The sequence below is a fragment of the Microtetraspora fusca genome, assembly GCF_001570365.1.
GTDB classification, from domain to species: domain Bacteria; phylum Actinomycetota; class Actinomycetes; order Streptosporangiales; family Streptosporangiaceae; genus Microtetraspora; species Microtetraspora fusca.
Window position 1 is genome coordinate 64,080 of record NZ_BBYK01000059.1, and the last position, 17,621, is coordinate 81,700.

Annotated in this window: 16 protein-coding genes; 10 read left to right on the top strand and 6 right to left on the bottom strand. The window is 70.1% G+C overall.

Annotated elements, in window-relative coordinates; all coding sequences use genetic code 11:
* Positions 1 to 13: 13 nt before the first annotated feature.
* Positions 14 to 778 (top strand): amino acid ABC transporter ATP-binding protein, encoded by a 765-nt coding sequence (locus tag AWQ68_RS27500; RefSeq protein ID WP_305071508.1) that lies wholly within the window; start codon positions 14 to 16, stop codon positions 776 to 778.
* A gap of 125 nt (positions 779 to 903) precedes the next feature.
* Here AWQ68_RS27500 and AWQ68_RS27505 read toward each other — a convergent pair whose 3' ends face one another.
* Positions 904 to 1,587 (bottom strand): IclR family transcriptional regulator, encoded by a 684-nt coding sequence (locus tag AWQ68_RS27505; protein ID WP_066945317.1) that lies wholly within the window; start codon positions 1,585 to 1,587, stop codon positions 904 to 906.
* A gap of 785 nt (positions 1,588 to 2,372) precedes the next feature.
* On the opposite strand from AWQ68_RS27505, the gene AWQ68_RS27510 reads away from it, so the two are divergent.
* Positions 2,373 to 4,199 (top strand): S8 family peptidase, encoded by a 1,827-nt coding sequence (locus tag AWQ68_RS27510; protein WP_066945320.1) that lies wholly within the window; start codon positions 2,373 to 2,375, stop codon positions 4,197 to 4,199.
* A 158-nt stretch (positions 4,200 to 4,357) separates the two neighbouring features.
* Here AWQ68_RS27510 and ppdK read toward each other — a convergent pair whose 3' ends face one another.
* On the bottom strand, positions 4,358 to 6,994 hold the full coding sequence (gene ppdK, locus AWQ68_RS27515; RefSeq protein WP_066945322.1) for a pyruvate, phosphate dikinase: 2,637 nt from the start codon (positions 6,992 to 6,994) through the stop codon (positions 4,358 to 4,360).
* Positions 6,995 to 7,366: 372 nt separating this feature from the next.
* On the opposite strand from ppdK, the gene AWQ68_RS27520 reads away from it, so the two are divergent.
* Positions 7,367 to 8,863 (top strand): alpha/beta hydrolase, encoded by a 1,497-nt coding sequence (locus AWQ68_RS27520; RefSeq protein WP_066945325.1) that lies wholly within the window; start codon positions 7,367 to 7,369, stop codon positions 8,861 to 8,863.
* Positions 8,864 to 9,116: 253 nt separating this feature from the next.
* On the opposite strand, the gene AWQ68_RS27525 is transcribed toward AWQ68_RS27520, so the two are convergent.
* The gene (locus AWQ68_RS27525) at positions 9,117 to 10,502 is read right to left on the bottom strand and encodes a glycine--tRNA ligase (RefSeq protein WP_174554153.1); all 1,386 of its coding nucleotides are present in this window, start codon (positions 10,500 to 10,502) and stop codon (positions 9,117 to 9,119) included.
* A 161-nt stretch (positions 10,503 to 10,663) separates the two neighbouring features.
* Positions 10,664 to 10,975, bottom strand: coding sequence for an antibiotic biosynthesis monooxygenase family protein (locus AWQ68_RS27530; RefSeq protein ID WP_066945328.1), 312 nt, complete (start codon positions 10,973 to 10,975; stop codon positions 10,664 to 10,666).
* A gap of 70 nt (positions 10,976 to 11,045) precedes the next feature.
* Between AWQ68_RS27530 and AWQ68_RS27535 the strand changes: the two genes are divergently transcribed.
* The 6 genes from AWQ68_RS27535 to AWQ68_RS27560 all read left to right on the top strand — a co-directional run bounded on the left by AWQ68_RS27535 (position 11,046) and on the right by AWQ68_RS27560 (position 15,211).
* Positions 11,046 to 11,510, top strand: coding sequence for a DUF6703 family protein (locus tag AWQ68_RS27535; RefSeq protein ID WP_084464456.1), 465 nt, complete (start codon positions 11,046 to 11,048; stop codon positions 11,508 to 11,510).
* Positions 11,511 to 11,614: 104 nt separating this feature from the next.
* Positions 11,615 to 12,538 (top strand): metal ABC transporter solute-binding protein, Zn/Mn family, encoded by a 924-nt coding sequence (locus AWQ68_RS27540; protein WP_157545790.1) that lies wholly within the window; start codon positions 11,615 to 11,617, stop codon positions 12,536 to 12,538.
* 25 nt (positions 12,539 to 12,563) lie between these two features.
* Positions 12,564 to 13,364, top strand: coding sequence for a metal ABC transporter ATP-binding protein (locus AWQ68_RS27545; RefSeq protein WP_066945504.1), 801 nt, complete (start codon positions 12,564 to 12,566; stop codon positions 13,362 to 13,364).
* Positions 13,361 to 14,194, top strand: coding sequence for a metal ABC transporter permease (locus AWQ68_RS27550; protein WP_066945333.1), 834 nt, complete (start codon positions 13,361 to 13,363; stop codon positions 14,192 to 14,194). The genes AWQ68_RS27545 and AWQ68_RS27550 overlap by 4 nt, the downstream gene beginning before the upstream one ends.
* Positions 14,191 to 14,580 (top strand): Fur family transcriptional regulator, encoded by a 390-nt coding sequence (locus AWQ68_RS27555; protein ID WP_066945336.1) that lies wholly within the window; start codon positions 14,191 to 14,193, stop codon positions 14,578 to 14,580. The genes AWQ68_RS27550 and AWQ68_RS27555 overlap by 4 nt, the downstream gene beginning before the upstream one ends.
* A gap of 82 nt (positions 14,581 to 14,662) precedes the next feature.
* Positions 14,663 to 15,211: a CGNR zinc finger domain-containing protein gene (locus AWQ68_RS27560; RefSeq protein WP_218007065.1), complete on the top strand. Its 549-nt coding sequence runs from the start codon at positions 14,663 to 14,665 to the stop codon at positions 15,209 to 15,211.
* Between the two features lie 46 nt (positions 15,212 to 15,257).
* Here the strand turns inward: AWQ68_RS27560 and AWQ68_RS27565 are convergent, their stop codons facing one another.
* Positions 15,258 to 16,331, bottom strand: coding sequence for a glycoside hydrolase family 18 protein (locus AWQ68_RS27565; protein ID WP_084464457.1), 1,074 nt, complete (start codon positions 16,329 to 16,331; stop codon positions 15,258 to 15,260).
* A gap of 315 nt (positions 16,332 to 16,646) precedes the next feature.
* Here AWQ68_RS27565 and AWQ68_RS27570 point away from each other — a divergent pair, with 315 nt between their 5' ends.
* On the top strand, positions 16,647 to 16,835 hold the full coding sequence (locus tag AWQ68_RS27570) for a hypothetical protein (protein WP_066945339.1): 189 nt from the start codon (positions 16,647 to 16,649) through the stop codon (positions 16,833 to 16,835).
* Here AWQ68_RS27570 and AWQ68_RS27575 read toward each other — a convergent pair.
* Positions 16,832 to 17,608: an isoprenyl transferase gene (locus tag AWQ68_RS27575; protein WP_066945512.1), complete on the bottom strand. Its 777-nt coding sequence runs from the start codon at positions 17,606 to 17,608 to the stop codon at positions 16,832 to 16,834. The genes AWQ68_RS27570 and AWQ68_RS27575 overlap by 4 nt on opposite strands.
* Positions 17,609 to 17,621: the final 13 nt, after the last annotated feature.

A 17,621-nucleotide genomic window follows, 5' to 3' on the forward strand; every position in this document is an offset into this window, starting at 1 on the left:
GAAGGACCCGTTGATGGCCCAGCCGATGGTCAAGGCCGTGCAGGTGCACAAATCGTTCGGCCGAGTGAAAGTCCTGAACGGCGTCGACCTCGAGGTCGCCCCGCGCGAGGTGCTCTGCATCGTGGGGCCGTCCGGATCAGGAAAATCCACTTTCCTGCGATGCATCAATCATCTGGAGAAGATTGACGCCGGACAACTGTTCGTGGACGGCGAACTCGTCGGCTACGCGCGCCGCGGCGGGAAAATGCACGAACTCGGGGAACGTGCGGTCGCGGAACAGCGGAAGAACATCGGAATGGTCTTCCAGCGCTTCAATCTCTTTCCGCATATGACCGCTCTGGAGAATGTGATGGAAGCGCCGGTCCGGGTGCGCGGGGAATCCCGGGCGACCGCGCGCGAGCACGCCGTGAAGCTCCTCGACCAGGTCGGGCTGTCCGCGCGGCGGGACATGTACCCCGCCCAGCTCTCCGGAGGCCAGCAGCAGCGCGTCGCGATCGCGCGGGCGCTGGCGATGCGGCCCAAGCTGATGCTCTTCGACGAGCCGACCTCCGCGCTCGACCCCGAGCTCGTCGGCGAGGTGCTCGACGTCATGCGCTCGCTCGCCGAGGACGGCATGACCATGGTCGTCGTGACCCACGAGATGGGCTTCGCCCGCGAGGTCGGCGACGCGGTGGTCTTCATGGACGGCGGTGTCGTCGTGGAGTCTGGCCACCCCCGCGACGTGCTGGTCAACCCGCGGCACGCGCGGACCGCGGCGTTCCTCTCCAAGGTGCTCTGATCTACCCGGTCGAACCGATCCGGCCGCGCTCGCTCACCCTCGCGCCGCGTACCGGCGGCCCCGCCGGTCGGCGCGCGGGGCGCGGGCCGACCCGGAAACGCCGCCTCGGCGGCTGAAACCGCAGGTCAGCGGGTGAAACCGGGGAAGCCGAGCTCGGCGGACAGCGCCTGGGCGTGCTCGGCGACCGCCTTCGCGTAGGACGCCAGGTCCTCCTCGCTGATCCGGAACGACGGCCCGATGATGCTCAGCGCCGCCACGACACCGCCGGCCGAATCGTAGACCGGGGCGGCCGCCGCCGCGGCTTCCGGCTCGACCGCGGTACGCCGGGACACGGCGTACCCTCCCTCGGACAGCCGCCCGTTCAGCGCCGCGCCCACCGCCGTGCCGACCGTGGGGATGGCCCGGCCCGCCCAGGTCGCGTGCCGGATCGCGCGGGGGCTCTCGACCTGGCGCAGGTAGAGCGCGTGGCTGTCCCCCTCGGCGACGGCGAGATAGGCCGTCTCGCCGGTGAAGTCGGCCAGGTCGCGCAGGTGCGGCTCAGCGATCTTGTAGACCGGCAGGTGCCCGAGCGCGATGGCGCCGGCCTGGAGCATCCGGGGGCCGGGGTGGTACAGCCCGGACGAGTCCCGCCAGGCGAAGCCGGACAGTTCCAGCGCCTTGAGCAGGCGCGCGGCCGTGCTCAGGGCGAGCTCCGCCTCGCGTGCCGCCGCGGTGAGAGTGAGCCCGCCGGACGAGATGGCGACGATGTGCGCCAATCGGAGCGCGCGTTCCACCGTGCGTATCGCCGTCGGCTCGGCACTTTCGGACATGCGCCCCCGTCTCCGCGAGAGATTCGTCGGCCTGGACACCGGTGCGCGTTTCCGTGCCGCAATTCCGATCTGCGACCTGGGCCACACCCGATCACGGGCTAAACCCGCGATTATTTAACTGTACCGCAGAATATCATCGGTAAGCGTCATTCCCTCTCGATCCGGCCGCCCGCATATCCCGAGCCCGGGACGCGATTTCATCCTCGCCTTCACCTTGTACCGCGCTTAGTTCGCAATGTCGCCCCGACCCCTCCGAACCGCGTGATCCATGCGCTCCCCGCCGCCTGTGCGCCAACGCGGAGTCTCGCGACCTCCGACGTCGCCTTCCACACTCCGGCACTCAGGTTGAGCCCCTCCACCCTGTCCAAGTGCCGCCGGAGAAACACCGGGCCACGGGAAGCCGCCGCTCCATGACAAGGCGTGCCGGATGCGGCACAGGGCCCGGGAACGGACAGAGTCGCGCACCTCATCGGCAAACCCGTTCCCGTCGGTGAACCCGCGCATCCGTACGACACAGCCACGACAGGCCGGAGCCGCCCCCACCCACCTGTCGCCGTTCGCCCAGTTCACGACGCGCAAAGGCGGCCACGAGCGAGAGTCAGGGGCCCGCCAAGACGGAGCAGGGGGCGCGCGACCTGTCCAGAAGGTGACATCACCCTCAACCCCCGACTCCCGATGTCGCCATATTCCGGCCGATGACGACTATCGAAACCTTGCCGATCACCAGGCTTGAAGTAACTCTGAGTAATCAATCAGCAACCATGAGCGCCTGGAGGCACCCAGATATGAGAACCATCCCCCTGCTCGTACGGCTGGCCGCCGTAGGAGCGGCGTCGGCCACGCTGCTCACCGGCGCCGGTACCGGCGCCGCGGCGGCCGCGCCCCGGCCGCCCGTCCCCTCCGGCGTCATTCGCGCCGCGGGCTCCCCCTTCAGCATCCCGGGCCAGTACATCGTCGTGCTGAAGGACAACGCCGCCAACCGCAGGCGCGGGGCCGAGCGCCTCGCGCAGGACCTCGCCTCCCGGCACGGCGGCACCGTGCACCAGGTGTTCCGCAACGTCATGATGGGCTTCGCCATCAAGTTGAAGCAGCCGGACGCCGAGCGGCTGGCTTCTGACGGAGCCGTCGATTACGTCGAACAGGACCAGCGGGTCACGGTCAACGACACCCAGCGCAACCCGACGTGGGGTCTGGACCGCATCGACCAGGCTTCTCTGCCGCTCAGCGGCACCTACACCTACCCGACCACCGCGTCGGGCGTCCACGCGTACGTCATCGACACCGGCATCCTCACCACGCACAGCGACTTCGGCGGCCGGGCGAGCAGCGGGTACGACTTCATCGACAACGACAGCGACGCGACCGACTGCCACGGCCACGGCACCCATGTGGCGGGCACCATCGGCGGCACGACATACGGCGTGGCCAAAGGGGTCAAGCTCGTCGCCGTCCGCGTGCTCGACTGCTCGGGCGGCGGCGCGGTCTCCGGCGTGATCGCGGGCGTCGACTGGGTCACGGCCCACGCGATCAAGCCCGCGGTGGCCAACATGAGCCTCGGCGGCGGCGCGAGCAGCACCCTCGACTCCGCCGTGCAGCGGTCCATCGCCTCTGGCGTCACATACGGCGTGGCCGCCGGGAACGACGGCGCGAACGCATGTGACTCCTCCCCCGCCCGGCTCCCCGAGGCGATCACGGTGGGTGCGACGGCCTCGAACGACGGGCGGCCGTCCTGGTCCAACTACGGGAGCTGCCTGGACGTCTTCGCCCCCGGCGACTCCATCACCTCTGACTGGTTCACCGGCCCCACCGCGACGAACACGCTCAGCGGCACGTCGATGGCCACCCCGCACGTCGTCGGCACGGCGGCGCTGATCCTCGGCCTCATGCCGTCGGCGACCCCGGCGCAGGTGGCCGCGACGATCGTGTCCCAGGCGACCAACGGGAAGGTGACGAACGCGGGGAGCGGCTCGCCGAACCGGCTCCTCTACACCGGCACGCTCGGCGGCGCCGCGCCAAGCCCGTCGCCCACCCCCACGCCGACCCCGACATCGGCCCCGACGCCGCCGAGCGGCACCAGGGTCTTCTCGGACGACTTCGAGACGCCCACCGGCTGGGTCACCAACCCCAATCTGACCGACACCGCCTCCTTCGGCACGTGGATGCGCGCCCGGCCGGAGGCGACCAGCGTCAACGGCATCCCCACCCAGCTCGGCACCCCGACCAGCGGCAGCTACGACCTGGTCACCGGCCCGTTCGCCGGAATGGACGCGGGCACCTGGGACATCGACGACGGTGTCACCACGATCCAGTCGCCGCCCATCAAGCTGCCCGCGTCCGGGAAGCTGACCCTCTCCCTGAACTGGTACTTCGCGCACCTCAACAACGCGTCGAGCGCCGACTACTTCCGGGTGCGCGTGGTCGGCTCCACCACATCCACGGTCCTGCGCCAGCTCGGCTCGCCGACGAACCGGCCGGCCGCGTGGGCCAAGGCCACCGCCGATATCTCCGCCCACGCCGGGCAGACCGTACAGATCGTCATCGACGCGGCGGACAACGCCGAGCCCAGCCTGGTCGAGGCCGCCGTCGACGACGTGCTGATCACGCGATCGTGACGGACGGCTGAGCACAGCCCCCGAACGTCGGCCCGGCGCGGGGCCGACAGGAAAGACGGCCGGTGCGGCTCGCGTGAGCCGCACCGGCCGTCCTGTTTCTCCCGTTTCCCACACGGGAGCCCGCCCGCGCACCACCGCACCGGGCGCGGGCGGGCGGCTCAGCGGGTGTCGGAGCCGTCGGAGGCGAGCGCCGCGCGCCCCGCCTCCAGCCGGGCCACCGCGACCCGGAACGGCGAGCACGACACGTAGTCGAGGCCGATTTCGTGGCAGAAGTGCACCGACGCCGGGTCGCCTCCGTGCTCGCCGCAGATGCCGATCTTGAGGTCGGGGCGGGTGCGCCGGCCCTCCTCGACCGCGATCCGCATCAGGCGGCCGACGCCGTCCCGGTCGATCGACTCGAACGGCGAGACGCCGAAGATGCCGAGGTCCAGGTACTTGCCGAAGAACGCGCTCTCCACGTCGTCCCGTGAGAAGGCCCAGGTCATCTGGGTGAGGTCGTTGGTGCCGAAGGAGAAGAACTCGGCCGCCTCGGCGATCTGCCCGGCGGTGAGGGCCGCGCGCGGCACCTCGATCATCGTGCCGATCATCGCGTCCACGCCCTTGTCGGCGAGGATGCCCAGCGCCTCCTCGCGGACGCTCTCCAGCTCCTGCACCGCGCCCACCAGCGGGATCATGATCTCGGCCCGGGGGTTGGCGCTCTCCTTGGCCGCGTCGGCGATCGCGCGTACCTGCATCGCGAACAGGCCGGGGATGACCAGGCCGAGCCGCACGCCGCGCAGGCCGAGCATCGGGTTCTGCTCGTGCAACCGCTTGACCGCGTCGAGCAGCCTGCGGTCCTTCTCGTCGGCCGCGTCGCCGGCGAGCGCGATCTTGACGGCCAGCTCGGTGTAGTCGGGCAGGAACTCGTGCAGGGGCGGGTCGATGAGCCGGACGGTGACCGGCAGGCCGTCCATCGCCGCGAAGATGCCGGCGAAGTCGGCCTTCTGCAGCGGTTCGAGCGCGTCCAGCGCCGCCTGCCGCTCCTCGTCGGTGGAGGCCAGGATCAGGTCCTCGACCAGCTTGCGCCGATCGCCGAGGAACATGTGCTCCGTACGGCACAGCCCGATGCCCTGGGCGCCGAACGCGCGGGCGCGGGCGGCGTCCTCCGGCGTGTCGGCGTTGGCCCGTACGTCGAGGCGCCGTACGGCGTCGGCGTGCCGCATGATCCGGTCCACCGCGGCGACCAGCTCGTCCTCGACCGGGCCGCCCTCGAAGTACTCCATCGCCGGCGAGGCCACCACGGGCACCTCGCCCAGGTAGACGGCGCCGGTGCTGCCGTCGATCGAGATCACGTCGCCCTCGTTGACGACGACACCGCCTGGAGCGGTGAAACGGCCGGCGCGCGTGTCCACGACCAGTTCCTCGGCGCCGCACACGCAGGTCTTGCCCATGCCGCGGGCGACCACGGCCGCGTGCGAGGTCTTGCCGCCGCGCGAGGTGAGCACGCCCTGGGCGGCGATCATCCCGGCCAGGTCGTCCGGGTTGGTCTCCCGGCGGACGAGGATGACCGGCTCGCCCCGGCCCGCCAGTTCGACGGCCTTGGCCGAGGTGAAGACGGCCTTCCCCACGGCGGCGCCGGGCGAGGCGTTCATGCCCGTGGTGAGCCGGGTGTTGTCGGCGGTGGCGGAGAAGCGCGGGAACATGAGCTGCGCGAGCTGGTCGCCGGAGACGCGGCTGACCGCCTCGTCCATGTCGATCAGGCCCTCGTCCACGAGCTGCGTGGCGATGCAGAAGGCCGCGCCCGCCGTCCGCTTGCCGACCCGGGTCTGCAGCATCCAGAGCTTGCCGCGCTCGATGGTGAACTCGATGTCACACAGGTCGCGGTAGTGGTTCTCCAGCGTGCTCATGATGTCGAGCAGCTCGCGGTAGGAGGCGGGGTCGATCCGCTCCAGCTCCTGCAGCGGCACGGTGTTGCGGATGCCGGCCACCACGTCCTCGCCCTGCGCGTTCTGCAGGTAGTCGCCGTACACGCCCTGCTGGCCGGAGCCGGGGTCCCGGGTGAAGGCGACGCCGGTGCCCGAGTCCATCCCGATGTTGCCGAAGACCATCGCGACGACGTTGACGGCCGTGCCGAGGTCGGCCGGGATGCGTTCCTGCCGCCGGTAGAGGACGGCCCGCGGCGCGTTCCACGAGTCGAAGACGGCCCTGATCGCCAGCTCCATCTGCTCACGCGGGTCCGAGGGGAACTCCCGCCCCTTCTGCTCCCGGACGATCCCCTTGTACGTCTCGACGAGGCGCTGGAGGTCGCCCGCGTCGAGGTCGGTGTCCTGGCGGGAGCCCTTCAGCTCGTCGAGCGCGGCCTCGAACAGCTCGCCCTCGATGCCGAGAACGGTCTTGCCGAACATCTGGATCAGCCGGCGGTAGGAGTCCCACGCGAAGCGCTCGTTGCCGGACTGCTTGGCCAGCCCGAGCACCGAGGCGTCGTTGAGGCCGATGTTGAGGACGGTCTCCATCATGCCGGGCATGGAGAACTTGGCGCCCGACCGGACGCTGACGAGCAGCGGGTCGGCGGCGTCGCCGAGGCGCTTGCCCATCGTCGTCTCGAGGGCCTCGAGGTGGGTGGCGATCTCGGCGGCGAGACCGTCGGGGGCGTCGCCCTCGGCGAGGTAGTGCCGGCAGGCCTCGGTGGTGATCGTGAAGCCGGGGGGGACCGGGAGACCAAGATTGGTCATTTCCGCAAGATTGGCGCCCTTTCCACCGAGCAGATCCTTGAGATCCTTGTTGCCCTCGGTGAAGTCATAAACAAACTTGCGCACGCGAGCTCCTTCGGCCACTTCAATTACACGGGTCCGTCCGCATTCGCACTGTACCGAGCATCAACCCGGCGAAACATCACCAGTCGAGAGATATCGTGTTTACCCAGGTAGGAGGGCACATGGAGGTCTAATCCATTCCAGCCTAGATTAAAAACGAGCATTTTTCTCCGATCATCAAAGAGTGGTGTAAACCAATTCCATCCGACATTGGAGATCGTTCATCTCGCGTTAATTGGTGTAGACCATTACGCTTTCGAGTGGCGTGCGGCTTTCGGGGGCGGGACACGGCGACCGGGTAACGGGAACACCGGAGGCATGGGGCCTAGGATTGATCCACCCCTCCGAAGATGATCCGTAACGGAGGGTGTTCGCATGTCACCAAAGTTCCGGCATATCGCCATCTCCGGACTCGTCGTACTCGCCGCGATGGGCTGTGGGGCCGGCCGGACCGAGATCTCCCCCACCCGGGTGGACGGCGCCTCCACCATCGACCCGTCCCCGCAGTCCCTCAAGTGGGGGGCGTGCACGGGCGTGCCCTCCTCCGCGGGCTTCCAGTGCGCCACGCTGAAGGTGCCGCTCGACTACGCGAAGCCGTCCGGCGAGACGATCGGCATCGCCCTCGTCCGCCGTCCCGCCATCGACAAGAAGAACCGGATCGGCTCGCTGGTCTTCAACTTCGGCGGGCCCGGCGGCTCCGGCGTGTCCACACTGCTCGACGCCGCGGGCGCCTTCTCCACGCTCAACAAGCGCTACGACCTGGTCAGCTTCGACCCCCGCGGGGTGGACGAAAGCAGCGGGATCAGGTGCCTGAACAGCGCCGAGCTGGAACGGTACCTCGCCCGCGAGCCGAGCGCCGACACGGTCGAGGAGACCCACCTGCTCACCCAGTTCGCCAAGGCCTGCGAGCAGAACGCCGGGCACATCCTGCCGTACGTCGGCACCCTCAACGCGGCGCGGGACATGGAGGTCATGCGCGCCGCGCTCGGCGACCAGCACCTGAACTATTTCGGCTTCTCCTACGGCACCCACCTGGGCGCCCTCTACGCGACGCTGTTCCCCAAGCAGGTGGGCCGCATGACGCTCGACTCCACGGTCGACCCGACTGTGGGGATGCTGGACACGGCCCGCACCCAGATCAAGGGCTTCCAGAAGGCGTACGGGAACTACCTCGCCGCCTGTGTGAAGCAGCCGAACGGGTGCCCGCTCGGCAAGACCACCAAGGCGGCGAACGCGGCCGTGCTCAAGCTCATCGACCGCCTTGAGGCGCACCCCGCCAAGTCGGGCGACCGCGAGGTCACCTCCACCGTCGCCAGGACCGCCGTCGCCCAGGCTCTCTACAGCAAGATGGCTTGGCCGCTGCTCACCGAGGCCCTGGATGAGGGGATGAAGGGCAACATGGCCGGGCTGCTGACCCTCGCCGACCAGTACGGCGGGCGCCGCCCCGACGGGACGTACTCGACCCTGCAGATGTCACTGCCCGCCATCCTGTGCGCGGACACCACGGCCCGGCCGAGCATCGAGGAGTCGGAGAAGGCGGCGCACGAGCTCAAGAACGAGTCGCCCATCTTCGCCATCACCGCGGCCAGCTCGGGCATCTGCAGCGTGTGGCCCGTCCCGGGTGAGGACACCAACCGGCACATCGACGCGTCCGGGGCCAATCCGATCGTGGTCGTCGGCGTGACCCACGACCCCGCCACGCCGTACGAGTGGGCGCCCAGGCTGACCGAGCAGCTGCGCAGCGCCGTCCTGGTGACGCTGAAGGGCGAGGGCCACGGCGCCTACGGGCAGAACAACCCGTGCGTGGACAACGCCGTCAACTCCTACCTGCTGGAGGGGAAGGTCCCGCCCAAGGGCCTGATCTGCTCCTGACCTTCACCACACCGCCGACGCGACCGAAGCCGCCCCCGGGGACAGCCCCGGGGGCGGCTTCCGCATGAGACCCGGGACGCGCTGTCCGAAGCCCCAGGATCAGCCCGCGGACTCAGCGGCCTGGTGGGGTGTCGACGAACCTGGTAGGCACAGGCCCGGACACGGAAGAGCACCCGCCGGACGGACCGGCGGGTGCTCTTCGCTGCTCCGATGCCGCCCCGCACCCGCTCTACGCGGGCGGTGGGGCGGGCACTCAGTCGTTGAGGTGCGTGCGGAGGTAGGACTCGACCTGGTCGATGGAGATCCGCTGCTGCTCCATGGAGTCGCGCTCGCGGATGGTCACCGCGTTGTCCTCCAGGGTGTCGAAGTCCACCGTGATCGCGAACGGCGTGCCGATCTCGTCCTGGCGGCGGTAGCGGCGGCCGATCGCGCCCGCGTCGTCGAAGTCGACGTTCCAGCGGCGGCGGAGCTGGGCGGCGAGGTCGCGCGCCTTCGGCGACAGGTCGGCGTTGCGCGAGAGCGGCAGCACCGCGACCTTGACCGGCGCCAGCCGGTGGTCGAGGCGCATGACGGTCCGCTCCTCCATGACGCCCTTGGCGTTGGGCGCCTCGTCCACCGTGTACGCGTCGAGCAGGAAGGTCAGCGTCGCCCGGTCCACACCGGCCGCCGGCTCGATCACGTACGGCACGAAGCGGTCACCGGACTCCTGCTCGAAGAACGACAGGTCGGTGCCGGACGCCTTGCCGTGCGCGGTGAGGTCGAAGTCGGTGCGGTTGGCGATGCCCTCCAGCTCGCCCCACTCCGAGCCGGTGAAGTTGAAGCGGTACTCGATGTCCACCGTGCGCTTGGAGTAGTGGGACAGCTTCTCCTTCGGGTGCTCGTAGAGCCGGAGGTTGTCCTTGTTGATGCCGAGGTCGACGTACCAGCGCAGGCGCTCGTCGATCCAGAACTGGTGCCACTCCTCGTCGGTGCCCGGCTTGACGAAGAACTCCATCTCCATCTGCTCGAACTCGCGGGTGCGGAAGATGAAGTTGCCCGGGGTGATCTCGTTGCGGAACGACTTGCCGATCTGGCCGATGCCGAACGGGATCTTCCTGCGCGCCGACTGCTGCACGTTGAGGTAGTTGATGAAGATGCCCTGCGCGGTCTCGGGCCGGAGATAGGCCAGGCCGGACTCGTCCTCCACCGGGCCGAGGTACGTCTTCAGCAGGCCGCTGAACTGCCGGGGCTCGGTGAACGCGCCCTTGTTGCCGCAGTTGGGGCAGGTGATGTCCGCGAGGCCGCCCGCGGGCGCCTTGCCGTGCTTCTCCTCGTACGCCTCGAGGAGGTGGTCGGCGCGGTAGCGCTTGTGGCAGGACTGGCACTCGGTCAGCGGGTCGCTGAAGGTGTCCACGTGGCCGCTGGCCTGCCACACCTCGGGCGCGAGGATGACGCAGGAGTCGAGGCCGACGACGTCGTCGCGGCCCTGCACCACGGCCTTCCACCACTCGCGCTTCACGTTGTTCTTCAGCTCGACACCGAGCGGTCCGTAGTCCCACGACGCGCGCAGGCCTCCGTAGATCTCGCTCGACGGGTAGACGAGCCCGCGGCGCTTGGAGAGGCTGACGATCGTTTCCATGACGTCGGTGCGACGTGCCATTGGTGAGAACTCCATCCGGCTGGGTGTCGGGTTGGGATCGTGCGCACACGTGCGGGGCCGCGCCGACGGGCCTGCCGTCGCCCGGGCGGAAGTCGCGCCCGCTACCTGCTCGATCTCATCCAAGCTTAGGGGAACCCCGGCCCGACTCGCTCACAGCTCGCTCAGGTCTGATCGAGGACCCGTGACGGGGCGGCCGGGGCCGCGTCCACCGGCTCGAACGCGCTCGGCTCATTGATCATCAAGGTCATCAGGGGGTACATCGCCATCCGGGCGGCGCCCAGCGCCCGGCGGTAGAAACCGGCCCCCTCCCACTCGCTGACCAGGGCCCACAGGTCGGGCTCGTCGACGGACCTGCCGAGCTGGCCGCGCAGATATCCGGGCTGGGCGGCGAACAGGTCGAGGATGTCGCGGGCCTGCGCGGCGAACTCGTCCGCCTGGGCGGCGGGCACAGCGTAACGGATCAGGGCGAGCATGGGCCCAGCATCCCACGTGCCCGGCGGTCAGCGGGTGCGCCAAGGCGGCACGCGTGACTAGGCTCGGCACGTGGCAGGTGACACAGGGCAGGACAAGGGGCCGGGCGCGTCGAAGGTTCCGGCGCATCCCCTGGCCAGGAAGCCGGTCGGCGAGCCGGCGCGGGGACGCGGTCCGGGACGGCCGGGGACCCCGGGGCGGAAGGGGGCCGGACGTCCGCTCCCGCCGGGCGAGCAGTTCTTCACACCGGGCGCGACCGGCCTGCGGCGGGCGGTGGAGAGCAGGAGCGCGACCGCGCTGGTGTTCCTCTTCCAGCTCCCGCGCTGGGTGGTCCCGGTCGTCATGGTCGTCCTGATGCTGACCGGTGTCGTGGTGGACGACTGGCGCGGCGGCCTCGCCGTGCTGCCGGTGCTGGCGTTCGTCTTGTGGCTCGCGTACATGTCGTGGCCGTCCCTGCGCCCGGTCGCGCGCCTGCTGCGGGTGGCGCTGGTCACCTTCCTCGTCCTGCTCGCAGCGACCCGGTTCGGCTTGTTCTGACCGCGACAGGGGGCTTCTATAGCGTCCTGCGCCGGTTCAGCGCACTCTGCCGATTTTGACAACGGTTTTCATTTTGCCGGATACTTGGTGGCGTGATGTCCCGTATGCGCTCTCTCGTCCTCACCGGCGCCCTGCTGAGCGCCACCACCGCCACCGCCGCGGCCTGCGGCTCCGGAAACGCCGCCACCGGCGGCAAGCCCGCCGTGATGGCCGCCTTCTATCCGCTCCAGTGGATCTCGCAGCAGGTGGGCGGGCCGGACGTCTCCGTCGCCGGTCTCACCAAGCCCGGCACCGAGCCGCACGACCTGGAGCTGACCGCGCGCCAGGTCGCCGACATCCAGGACTCCTCGCTCGTCGTCTACATCAAGGGTGTCCAGCCGGCGGTGGACGAGGCGGTCGCGGGGCACGCGTCCGCCAAGGCGTTCGACGCCGCCTCCGTCGTGGCCACCCTGCCCGCGACGGCCGAGGAGGAAGCGCACGACGAGCACGGACACGACGACGTCCCCTACGACCCGCACATCTGGCTCGACCCGAGCCGGCTCGCCACCGTCGCCGGCAAGCTCGGCGAGCGGCTGGCCGAGGCCGACCCCGCCCACGCCGCGGCGTACCGGCAGCGCGCCGCCGCCACGGCCACCGAGCTGAACAAGCTGGACGAGGCGTACCGGAGCGGCCTGACCGGGTGCGGCAAGAAGACGATCGTGACCAGCCACGCCGCCTTCGGCTACCTGGCCGCGCGGTACGGCCTGGAGCAGATCGCGGTCAGCGGCCTCGACCCGGACGCCGAGCCCTCCCCCACGCGCCTCGCGCAGGTGGCCGACGTCGCCAAGCGACAGAATGTGACTACCATTTTCACCGAGGAACTCGTCAGCCCCAAGGTGGCCGAGATCCTGGCCAAGGAGGTCGGCGCCCAGACTGCCGTACTCAACCCCATCGAGAGCGCGCCCGATGGCGGTGACTACCTCTCCGCGGCCAAGCAGAACCTGGAAGCCCTGAGGAAGGCCCTGGAATGCCCCACGACGGAAGGGTGATCGTGCGGTGAGTGCCGCGTTCACGATGACCGGCGGCGAGGTCGCCCTCGACGGCCGGCCCATCCTGCGGGGCGTCGACCTGGCGGTGAAGGACGGGGAGTTCCTCGTCGTCCTCGGCGCCAACGGCTCCGGCAAGTCCACGCTCGTCCGCACCCTGCTCGGGCTCGTCCCGCTGTCCGGCGGCTCCGTCCTGCTGTACGGCACGCCGCCCGGCAAGTTCCGCGACTGGGGGCGGATCGGCTACGTGCCGCAACGCCTGTCCGTCGGCGGCGGGGTGCCCGCCACGGTCCGCGAGGTGGTCTCCTCGGGGCGCATCGCCCGGCGCCGCCGCTTCCGGCGGACCGCCGCTGAGGACCGGCGCGCCGTCGCCGACGCCCTCGACGCCGTGGGGCTCGCCGACCGGGCCGGATATCCCGTGCAGTCCCTGTCCGGAGGACAGCAGCAGCGGGTGCTCATCGCCCGCGCGCTGGCCGGCGAGCCGGACGCGTTCGTGATGGACGAGCCGACCGCCGGTGTGGACGCGGACAGCCAGCGCCTGCTCGCGGGCACCCTCGCCGGGCTGCGGGAACGCGGCAAGACGGTGGTCCTGGTCGCGCACGAGCTCGGCCCGCTCGAACCGCTGATCACCCGCGCCATCGTGCTGCGCGAGGGCCGCATCGCCTACGACGGCGCGCCTCCGGCCGCGGCGGAGGCGGGGGCCGGCGCGGGCGGGCACGTCCACATCCACGCCCACGCCCACGCGCACACCGGCGTGCTGAACGGCTGGCCGGACGTCATCGGATCACGGTCGGCGGCCGCCGAGGCCGGCGCGACGGGAGAGGCATGAGCGGCATCCTGCAGTACGACTTCATGGTCCTCGGGCTGGTCGCGGCCGTCTTCGTCGGCCTCGCCGCCCCCGTCGTCGGCACGTTCATCGTCCAGCGCCGTCTGGCGCTGCTCGGCGACGGCATCGGGCACGTGGCGCTGACCGGTGTCGCGCTCGGCTTCCTGACCGGCACCGCTCCCCTGGTGACCGCCATCATCGTGGCCATTCTGGGCGCCGTCGCCATCGAGATGGTGCGCGCCCGTGGCCGGACCAGCGGCGACGTGGCCCTCGCCCTGCTGTTCTACGGCGGCATCGCGGGCGGCGTGCTGCTCATCTACCTGTCGCCGGGGCAGAGCAACTCCACGCTGACGTCCTACCTGTTCGGCTCGATCTCCACGGTGGCCGAGCGGGACGTATGGGTGATCGGCGGCCTGGCGGCGGCCGTGCTCGGCGTCGTCGCGATCTTCGGACGCGAGCTGTTCGTGCTCTGCCAGGACGAGGAGGTGGCCCGGGCGAGCGGCCTTCCGGTGCGCTTCCTCAGCCTGCTGCTCGCGGTGACCGCGGCCCTCACGGTGGTCATCGCCATGCGTGTGGTGGGCCTGCTCCTGGTGAGCGCCCTGATGGTCGTCCCCGTCGCGACCAGCCAGCAGATCATGCGCAGCTTCCGCGGCACGATGATCCTCGCCACGGCGCTCGGCGTGGTCGCCACGGTCGGCGGCCTCACCACCGCGTTCTACATCGACGTCCCCCCGGGCTCGGCGATCGTGCTGATCGCGCTCGCCGGGTTTGTGCTCTCCCTGCTGATAGGTAGATTCGTACGGCGAAGCCGTACCTGGGAGTCGACACCATGAGTAAGAGCAGTGACGCCGTTCACGCGATCCTGCGGCAGAGCGAGGGGTTCCGAAGCGCCCAGGACATCTTCACCAAGATGCGGGCGGACGGCGCCAAGATCGGACTGACCACGGTCTACCGGGCGCTCCAGTCGCTCTCCGACGACGGCCGGGTGGACATGCTGCGCACCGACGACGGCGAGTCGGTCTACCGTGCCTGCGAGAGCGACGTCCACCACCACCATCTGGTGTGCCGCCGCTGCGGCCACACCGTCGAGGTCGCCGGGCCCGACGTCGAGCGCTGGGCCGAGGCCGTCGGGGCCGAGTACGGGTTCACCGAGGTCACCCACACGGTCGAGGTCTTCGGCACCTGCCCCGACTGCGCGTCCGCCGCCGGGAGCCGCTGACCGGTTCATGACGATCCGCCGCTCGGCCGCGCGCCGGCCCTCTCCGCGGGGTACGCTGCCCCCGCCGACATAGGGAGATGCCGTGCCGTTCAGCCATGACATGGTGTACTCGCTGACCACCGTGGTCGATCTGCTCAACACCTCGCCCGCGGCGGGCGGCGGCGAGGGCCTGACGAGCGTCGAGGACCTCCGCGCTTTCGTGGGCCGCCGCGTGATAAGCGACGTGGAGAACCTGGACGACCGCGACCTCGCCGAGGTGCGGGAGCTGCGTGACGAGTTCTACAAGGTCTTCACGGCGCCGGATCGGGAGACCGCGGTGTCCCTGCTCAACACGCTGCTCGGCCGTACGCGCATCACGCCGAGCCTGGCCGAGCACGACGGTTTCTCACTGCACGTCCACTATTTCGCCCCGGGGGCGTCGCTGGCCGAGCACCTGGCCGCCGACTGCGGGGTCGCGCTCGCCCACGTGCTGGTCGAGGACGAGCGCGACCGGCTGCGCACCTGCGCGGCGCCCGACTGCGACCACGTGTTCGTGGACGAGTCGCGCAACCGCTCCCGGGTGTACTGCGACAGCCGTACGTGCGGGAACCGGATGCACGTGGCCGCCTACCGGGCCCGCCGCCGCGCCTAGAAGGCCACTCGGGTCCCGGAACCGGCGGCCCGGTCCCGGGACGCGGTCAGCTCTGCCGTAGGGCGGGCATCGGGATGGGGATGGCGTACGCGGTCGCGCCGCCGCCCACTCCTCCTTCGCAGGAGTTCGGAGGCGTGGTGGTCACGCCCTTGGTGGAGGGGCGTTCGGCGGCCCAGAACATGTAGCCGAGCATGCCGGGGGTGAGGCCGGCACCCTTCGGCGCGGCCGTCTGGACGAACGATCCCGTCGACTTCTGCAACGAGGCGGTGAAATCCGCGCATTCGGCGCGGACCTTGTTTCCTTCGGCGATGTAGAACGCGCCGGTGAACTTGGCCGGAGCCAGCGGCGGGATCGGCGGGGAGTAGGTGGGCTTGCCGTCGAGGTGCTCCTGCCAGTTGGCGATGGCGTCGGAGCTGCTGGGCTGGCGGGCGGGCACCATCGCGTTGGCGTAGTCCAGGACCGGGGTGTCGGTGCGCAGCCAGTCCGCGGTGGCCTTCCTGCCGATGTCGATGAGCCAGCGGTCACCCGCGGCGAGGTCGATGGTGAGCCGGGCGGCCGGGTTCGCGCCGCTCGGGTCGTACGGCAGGACGGAGCGGTAGGCGTCGATGAAGGCCTGCAGGCCGACCAGGTCGGGCTTACTGTTCTCCTCGTAGTCGATCTCGATGCCGACGCCGAGCCGCTGGGCGACCTCGGCCGCGTTGCGGCCGAACTGCGCCGCGTTCTCCGCCAGGGCGGAGTTCCACGCGGTGGTGTACGTGATGCCGCCGATGGAGAGCATCACCCGAATGCCCCGGCCGGCGAAGTAGTTGACGATGTCAGCGGTCATGCCGCGCGGCACGCCGTCGAGTGTCTGCGTGTCGGTGGTCTTGTGCAACAGCTTGACCGGGTGGACGAAGCTGAGAACCACGACGTTGACCGACGGGCGGCCGTCGCCACGGTCGATCAGCCAGTGGTTCTTGGCGTCGAAGTCCGTTGTGCTGCGGACGTTGCCCCAGATGCAGGCGTCATCACCGCAGTGCCACGCGCCGTAGACCTGCAGCGGGGTCGCCGCGGCCTGGGCGGGGGTGGGAAGGAGGAGGGGGAGGAGGAGTAAGGAGACGAGTGCGGCCAGGCGGCGCATGCTGATACCTCCGTACGCGAGAGATCAGTGCCCCTCCTGGCAATCTTTGCCTCGTCGCGTCGCCAGGACAGCGGCTCGCCGCGTTATCGCGTCACCCGCGAAAACTCGTCACAAGCTCGGGCTTTCCGCAGGGCCTGGGACTGTCGGCCGTAGGTTCCGCTACGGCCTTCTCCGCCTTGCGATGCACCACCCTGGACATCGCTCCTTCCGAGCCAAACCCCGCCGATCACGGCACTGGAAAGAAGGTTAACCACTGCTGCGTGGTGCCGTCCCTCGCCTGGAGGACACATCCGCCTCCGTCACACCGGGCAGGGTGTGCCGCTCTTCATCGGCGTGATCGCCTCGCCGGTCTCCGCGATGCCGCTCATGTGGGTGCTCGCCGAGTGGGCGGTCGGGCGCAGGGCCGTCCAGACGCGGCCCAAGATGTCCGGGGTCGGCACCGTCGGCGGCCTACGCACCTGGCAGGCAGGAAGAACCCGCCGAGCTGTATTCGGCCGCTTCTAGAGTGCGACCGGGTTGGGGACGGCCCCGCCGTACCTGCGGTCGCGCTTGGCATAGATCTCGCAGGCCTGCCACAGGTCCCGGCGGTCGAAGTCGGGCCAGAGCTGGTTGAGGAAGACCATCTCGGCGTACGCGGCCTGCCAGATGAGGAAGTTGGACGTGCGCTGCTCGCCGGAGGAGCGCACGAACAGGTCCACATCCGGGATCTCGGGCTCGTCGAGATAGCGGGCGAAGATCTTCTCCGACACCTTGTCCGGCTTGACCCGCCCGGACGCGATGTCCTGGGCGAGCTTGACCGCCGCGTCCACGATCTCGGCGCGGCCGCCGTAGTTGACGCAGAACTGCAACGTCAACGTCCTGTTGTCCCTGGTCATCTCCTCGGCGTCGCACAGCTCGGAGATGACGCTCCTCCACAGCCGTCCGGGACGGCCGGCCCAGCGGACCCGCACCCCCATCGCGTGGAGCTGGTCGCGGCGGCGGCGGATCACGTCCCGGTTGAAGCCCATGAGGAAGCGCACCTCGTCGGGCGAGCGCTTCCAGTTCTCCGTCGAGAACGCGTACGCCGACAGGTAGGGGATGCCGAGCTCGATCGCGCCCTCGATGACGTCGAAGAGCGACGCCTCGCCCATCTTGTGGCCCTCGGTCCTGGGCAGGCCGCGCGCCTTGGCCCAGCGGCCGTTGCCGTCCATGACGATCGCGACGTGACGCGGCACGAGGTCGCGCGGGATCGCGGGCGGCGTCGCGCCCGAGGGATGCGGAGACGGAGGACGAACCATGACCACGAGCGTA